The following is a 6,214-nucleotide window of genomic DNA, read 5'->3' as shown; positions in this document are numbered from 1 at the left end:
CACAAAGTGGAATTAGATGCAAGAAAAGCATTGTTTGGGAAATTAGGATTTTAATTAAAATAGGGGGTGTCTGGAAAGTGATAATTTTCCAGACACCCCCTCTATTTGAGCGAATTTAGTTGTCTTATGTGCGAATTTCACTGTTTAACGTGCGAAAAGGAGCATCTTGCGTGCGAATCATTACTTTTGAACTACAGAATTCAAAAATACTCGCTTATTTTTTAGCAAATGCTTTGCAATATGGCCAAATCCACTTCATCCATCACATCAATCGCTTCGTTCATATCCCATAGCAAAATACGAGCCATCTCCTCATTTTCGATGAAAGACATTAATTGCTCCATTTCTCCATAGTACACGGGATTATATTTGCCTTTCCCATTCTCTATATTTTCACTTTTTGCTACACCTAGAAAGGTTAGCTCTGTTACTATTTGTCCTGTTTCCTCATAGAGCTCACGTAGCGCACACTGTCTTGGTGTTTCTCCTACTTCACGCTTTCCCGCGGGCAGTTCCCATTGCTTGCGCCAGCGGTTATAACAAATAAGCCATTTCCCCTCTGCTTGAATAATAGCGTAGGAGCCAGCTAGTTGCTCAAGCTGTGCCATCTTATGTTCTTGAAGTTGTATGAACTCTCGAAAAATATAACCATGATTTTTTGTTTGCATCGTATCTCCTATTCGGTCAATCGTGCTATTGAAAGCAATTCGCTGCCTTCGAATTTCGCTACGATGATATCGGGCATTTTCAAGCTGTGCCAAAAAGTGATATCGTATCGTTTGTCAAAATGATTTAATAGCAATGTTAAGATGTTACCATGTGTGCCAATGATGATATTTTCATTTTGATGGCGGTCTAGTAATTTTTCGATTGTTGGGATGACGCGCTTTTGAGCCATTACATTAGATTCTCCGCCATCAAAAGAAAAAGTCGGCTCTGCCCATACTTTAGTGATAACACTTGCAAAATCAGCCACACTGTCCTTCGCTAAAACGCGCTCATTCAATGTTTCATCTTGTATAATTAACAATTCCTTACTCTCTGCGATTGGTTGAACCGTTTCTATTGCTCTTTTATAACAGCTCGCATAGACTGCCTGAATATGTATCGTATCAAATACCTTTACTAGCTTATATGCCTCTTTCCATCCTTCTTCTGATAACGGCCGGTTGTATTCATCCGGTGTATAATGTGAATGTGCATGGCGTACGAAATAGATGCTAATCATTTCATATAACTCTCAGGAATTGGCTTATCGGGTCTTTGCGGGCAATAATAGCAATCTGGATCACTGCATTTTTCCTCCAACCACTTGTTGCATGTTGCACAAAAATAAGCATCGTAATTGTCATCTCGAATTTTGTTATTGCCACATTGTTCACAGCGCTCATTTGCAATACTTCCTTCGATTTCCAAACCATTAATAATAACATAATCATCTTCTTGTCGGATTTTCATTTACTTTCTTCCTCCACACTGTGAAATATATGTAAAAATTAGTAATAATCTATTCTATTTTGCTATAAATGTGCAACAATCGCAACTAAAAGTACCGCATGTTCTCTCGGTTATGAATGACATATTACACAAAAATACGTATCGTATTGATCATCTAATATTTTATGACTGCCACATTGCTCACAGCACTCATCTAGCACACTTGTTTCAATTTCTAGGTCATTATGATCTGGCAGGCTATTCATTTTCTCCCCTCCATTGTTTAGTTATAGAAAAGATGAGCCACCCCGAAAAGTGACCCACCTTGATTTAATATTCTTCTCCGACTAACTCGCGCACCACATGATTGTAGGCTAGTTGAATTTCAAGCTCATCTGTTCTATCGCTCGCAATCAGTTGCTCCACTTGCTCATGCAATGATGGTGATGCGCCGTTTAGTTGCATTTGCATAATCGTTGATTTTAATACTTGTTCATAGTGCTTCACTGCTTGTCGGTCCATCGTATTCTCCTCTTTACATAAGCATCTTTATTAGCGCTGTCTTCTAGCTCGTCTATTTGAGTAATGTCTAATGCCTCAACTTCTTTGCGAAAGGTTAAGGCAAATTGTGCTACTTGCTCATGCAGCGATGGTGATGTGCTATTTAATTGAATTTGCCTAATCGTTTGCTCATGTTGATTCATGTTATACACCTCTTTAAACAGATTGCTCGATTTGCTGACGTAATGTTTTCGCTGCTGCAACCATGTTCGCAAGTGCCGCAACCGTTTCAGGCTCTTTACGTGTTTTTAAACCACAGTCTGGGTTCACCCAAAACTGATTGCGCGCTAACACTTGTAGACTATCTTCCATAATCGTTAGCATTTCTTTTTCACTCGGCACACGTGGGCTATGAATATCATAAACACCTAAACCGATGCCTTTATCGTATGGGTTATGCTGTAATGAGCTGATTAATTCTCCATGACTTCTTGATGTTTCAATGGAAATTACATCCGCATCTAACGCGCTAATTGGCTCGATAAAATCATTGAATTCGCAGTAACACATATGCGTATGGATTTGCGTTTCATCTTGAACGCTTGCCGTTGCGAGCTTAAAGGCACCTACAGCCCACTCTAAATAAGCAGACCAATGCTCCTTACGCAAAGGTAGACCCTCTCGCAATGCTGGTTCATCTACTTGAATAATTGAAATGCCCGCTTCCTCTAACGCCTCAATTTCTTTGCGTAACGCTAGCGCAATTTGATATGTGACATCTTTTCGTTCGATATCATCACGCACAAATGACCAGTTTAAAATCGTCACAGGACCTGTTAACATGCCCTTTACATGACGCTTTGTTAAGCTTTGAGCATAAACCGTTTCCTTTACCGTCATCGGTGTTTCAAGTGCCACATCTCCGTAAATAATCGGTGGCTTCACACAGCGAGAACCGTACGAAACGACCCAAGCATTTTCAGTAAATGCAAAGCCTGTTAACTTTTCACCAAAATATTCCACCATATCTGTACGCTCAAACTCACCATGCACAAGCACATCGATATCAAGCTCCTCTTGAATGGCAACCCAACGTGCTGTTTCTTGCTCTAAAAACGCGTTATATTCGGCAGTTGTTAAATTGCCTTTACGCCACGCATTGCGCTTTTGCTTTACCTCATCAGATTGCGGGAAGCTGCCGATTGTTGTTGTTGGGAATAATGGTAATTGCAATGCCTTTTGCTGAATTGTTAAACGCTCTGTAAACGGTGTATTGCGCTCAAAATCTACTTGCTCAATTGTTTGGACAGCTTGCTGTACCGTCTTGTTGTTGCGAATCGGATGATTTTTCAACGCTTCAATTGCCTTCATGCTCTCAGAGATAGCAGTTGATTCTTTTCCTTCTAAATACGCAACGACCTCCGCAATTTCCACTACCTTTTCATCAGCAAAAGCAAGTGCATCACGCAATATATCATCTAGCTTCGTTTCAAATTTCGTTGTAATCGGTGCATGTTGTAAATGGCAAGATGGCTGAATCCACAGCTCTTTCGCATCTGAAAGCTGTTCAATCGCCTTCACCGTTGCATTGACTTCCGCTAAATTCGCACGCCAAATATCGCGACCATTGATCACACCTGCCGCTAGCACTTTATCTGCTGGGAACCCATGCTGGCGCAGTGCATTCATATTATCTTGATAGCCATGAACAAAATCGAGCCCAATTCCTTGAACTGGAAGCTGAATCAGTTGTTCATATGCGGATAAAGACTCAAAATATGTTTGTAGCATAATTTTTGCTTCTGGCACCGCTGTCGTAAGCTGCGCATAAATTTCTTGTACAAGCTGAATTTCCTCTTTGTCTAGTGACGTAACGAGTGCAGGCTCCTCAAGCTGTACCCACTCTGCGCCAACCGCCACTAATTCCTTGATGACTTGTGTATATAAAGGTAATAGGGCTAAAACGAATGACGCCTTCGATACTCGGTCATAGCCTTTTGTTAGCTGAATAAATGTATAAGGACCAATGAATGTGGGCTTTGCGCTAATATCGAATGCAGCCTTTGCCTCCACAAAATGCTTGACTAGCGTATTTTCCGTTACTCGTAACGTTTGTCCCTCATATTCTGGCACGATATAGTGATAGTTCGTATTAAACCATTTTGTCATTTCACATGCAACTGCATCTTTCGTTCCACGCGCCATTGCATAATATGTTGACAAATCAACCTTGCCGCCCTGCCAATTAAAGCGCTGCGGCACAAGTCCAAACATAGCAGCTGTATCAAGCACACGGTCATAGTTTGTAAAATCACCAACTGAAACAACATTCAATCCTAGCTGTAATTGTTTTTCGATACGGCTTAAACGAATTTCCTTTTGCTGTTTAACAAAGTCATCCTCTGTTATTTCTTGTTTCCAAAATTTTTCTAATGATTTTTTCCATTCACGGTTTTCTCCAATATACGGATAACCAATCGCTGTTGCTACATATGTCATACCTAAACCCAGCCTCTCAAAAGGAATTTTTAATGCAAAAAAGCCACTTTCCTTTTATGGAAAGTGGCTAAAAATTCAAACATTGCTAAAAAAACACGTAATGGGTACCCCATTCGCTACTGTTTTATCGCGCACTCGTAACAATTGTTGTTACTTTTCACCACCTATTTCCACGTAGGTATTTGGTGTGTACTAGATTTTGGCAGGTCTCCTGGCTTGTCATCACTGCGCCTCACAGCCTTCCCAGTTTTTCACCAGTGGCATTTGTGAGTTGCTCCGACTTACAGTTGCGGGACAGCGTCGGATTTACACCGACTTCCCTTTTAAGCCAAACTTTCGCTTGGCACCAAATCTTACACATTATTCAATTATGCTTTTACTGTATCATACTTCCATATGAAAATGCTATCTTTTCTTAATATTTTTATTTCTTTAGTATGTTTTAAAAAAAAGGGGTGTAGAGGTTCTTCTCTACACCTAGTCTTTATGATTTACGCTTTAAAAACACCAACGCTAATACAGCCAATAGAGCAATAATAATTGTTGGTATAAGCCATCCGTTTTTAGTGCTTTCTTCCTCCACTGCATTTGATTCTGTTTGCTGTAGTTGAATATAATGCAATGCCGCTGCCTCTTCGTTTGACTCTTGTTCGTCATGATGATTGTCGTGACCACCATCGTGATGTCCATGACCGCTAGTGGCTGTTGTCAAATAAGAAAGCTCAACTGTACTACCTAGCCAATCTTCTGCCTTATCTGAAGTTGCCGATACACGTGGATGCCCTGATAATGGGTAGTCCTTTCCGGAAATCACCAAAATAGCTGTGCCATCCGCTGTTTTCACATCTTCAATCACACCTGTTGGCCCTGCAATAAAACCACCCATTTGTGCTAGCGTATGCCCTCCCATATCGTCATTCAAATGCTCAAAAATAAAATCAATATATTGTGCCTTCGTTAACGTTGCATCTGGGCTATCAAGCTCAAGTGCTTTATGGAACAAAGCGATATTTATCTCCTGATATGTAATATCTCCTTGCAGAGAAGACACATAATCCTCCTGTAAGCTAGCATTCGCTCGTTGCTCAAAATTATCAGCTTCTAACTGGAAAAAATCTGCAACCCACGCCGCAAATTCCATGCGCGATAAATTGTCATCTTGTGACAGCTTCATATCTTGCCCATTATAACCAAGCAAGCCTAAACTATTTAACAATAGTATTTCCTGTGCATTGTCAGCAGCTGGATCCATGTCCTCATACAGATTTTTTTCTGTCATTGTATGCGCTGCTACACTTTGCGTTACAACTAAAAAGCACAGCACAACAAATGTCATTATTTTTTTCATCTTACTTCCTCCTAGCATCTATCTACTTTTTTACTATAGCGTAGAAATGTGAGGGAAGTATGAAATGGTCTTACTTTTTTGGCATATCGCTAAGATTATCAATTACGCTGAGGCTAACTCCCGTCCAGATTTTTTGAGCTCGCTCATAGCAGAAGTTAACCTAAAAGCGTCACCTCCTGTGACAATGGTTAACTGACCTGCATCGTGCAGGCCTCCCTTCAAAATCTGTGACATCCGCCGGGGCTTAGACCAACATGATATTGGTCACTCAGTAGTGGCGTTCTTAGACTGAGTTCCTCTTTCTCAGTCGGTGTTTGAACACCCACTGAAGCAGATGTAATGCTGGCATTCATCTCGCCACCTATAGAGGTGGGAGACTTCTGTATCTGCCACTACGCTTTCGATACAAAAAGAATTTGTCGCTGACGT

Annotated in this window: 8 protein-coding genes and 1 riboswitch; all 8 genes read right to left on the bottom strand. The window is 40.7% G+C overall.

What is annotated here, in order from left to right:
* Positions 1–221 precede the first annotated feature (221 nt).
* The 8 genes from C9J34_RS16630 to C9J34_RS16600 all read right to left on the bottom strand — a co-directional run bounded on the left by C9J34_RS16630 (position 222) and on the right by C9J34_RS16600 (position 5,785).
* Complete coding sequence (locus C9J34_RS16630; protein WP_107841301.1) at positions 222–668, bottom strand: NUDIX domain-containing protein; 447 nt, start codon at positions 666–668, stop codon at positions 222–224.
* Between the two features lie 8 nt (positions 669–676).
* Positions 677–1,228 carry a histidine phosphatase family protein gene (locus C9J34_RS16625; protein ID WP_107841300.1) on the bottom strand — a complete coding sequence of 184 codons (552 nt, stop codon included), beginning with the start codon at positions 1,226–1,228 and terminating at the stop codon, positions 677–679.
* Complete coding sequence (locus C9J34_RS16620) at positions 1,225–1,458, bottom strand: hypothetical protein (protein ID WP_107841299.1); 234 nt, start codon at positions 1,456–1,458, stop codon at positions 1,225–1,227. Before C9J34_RS16620 ends, C9J34_RS16625 begins: the two co-directional genes overlap by 4 nt.
* Positions 1,459–1,568: 110 nt before the next feature.
* The gene (locus tag C9J34_RS22670; RefSeq protein ID WP_274523371.1) at positions 1,569–1,703 is read right to left on the bottom strand and encodes a hypothetical protein; all 135 of its coding nucleotides are present in this window, start codon (positions 1,701–1,703) and stop codon (positions 1,569–1,571) included.
* Between the two features lie 64 nt (positions 1,704–1,767).
* Positions 1,768–1,959: a hypothetical protein gene (locus C9J34_RS16615; protein ID WP_107841298.1), complete on the bottom strand. Its 192-nt coding sequence runs from the start codon at positions 1,957–1,959 to the stop codon at positions 1,768–1,770.
* The gene (locus tag C9J34_RS16610) at positions 1,941–2,141 is read right to left on the bottom strand and encodes a hypothetical protein (protein ID WP_107841297.1); all 201 of its coding nucleotides are present in this window, start codon (positions 2,139–2,141) and stop codon (positions 1,941–1,943) included. The genes C9J34_RS16615 and C9J34_RS16610 overlap by 19 nt, the downstream gene beginning before the upstream one ends.
* A gap of 13 nt (positions 2,142–2,154) precedes the next feature.
* Positions 2,155–4,437 (bottom strand): 5-methyltetrahydropteroyltriglutamate--homocysteine S-methyltransferase, encoded by a 2,283-nt coding sequence (metE, locus tag C9J34_RS16605; protein ID WP_107841296.1) that lies wholly within the window; start codon positions 4,435–4,437, stop codon positions 2,155–2,157.
* A gap of 184 nt (positions 4,438–4,621) precedes the next feature.
* Positions 4,622–4,803: riboswitch (cobalamin riboswitch) on the bottom strand.
* Positions 4,804–4,921: 118 nt separating this feature from the next.
* A complete protein-coding gene (locus C9J34_RS16600; protein WP_107841295.1) occupies positions 4,922–5,785 on the bottom strand; it encodes a hypothetical protein in 864 nt (287 codons plus the stop codon).
* Between the last annotated feature and the right edge of the window lie 429 nt (positions 5,786–6,214).

Origin of the sequence: Metasolibacillus meyeri (assembly GCF_003049505.1) — a bacterium.
Lineage (GTDB): Bacteria > Bacillota > Bacilli > Bacillales_A > Planococcaceae > Metasolibacillus > Metasolibacillus meyeri.
Note: the sequence above shows the minus strand (reverse complement) of the source record. Positions and strands in the feature narration are given on the sequence as shown.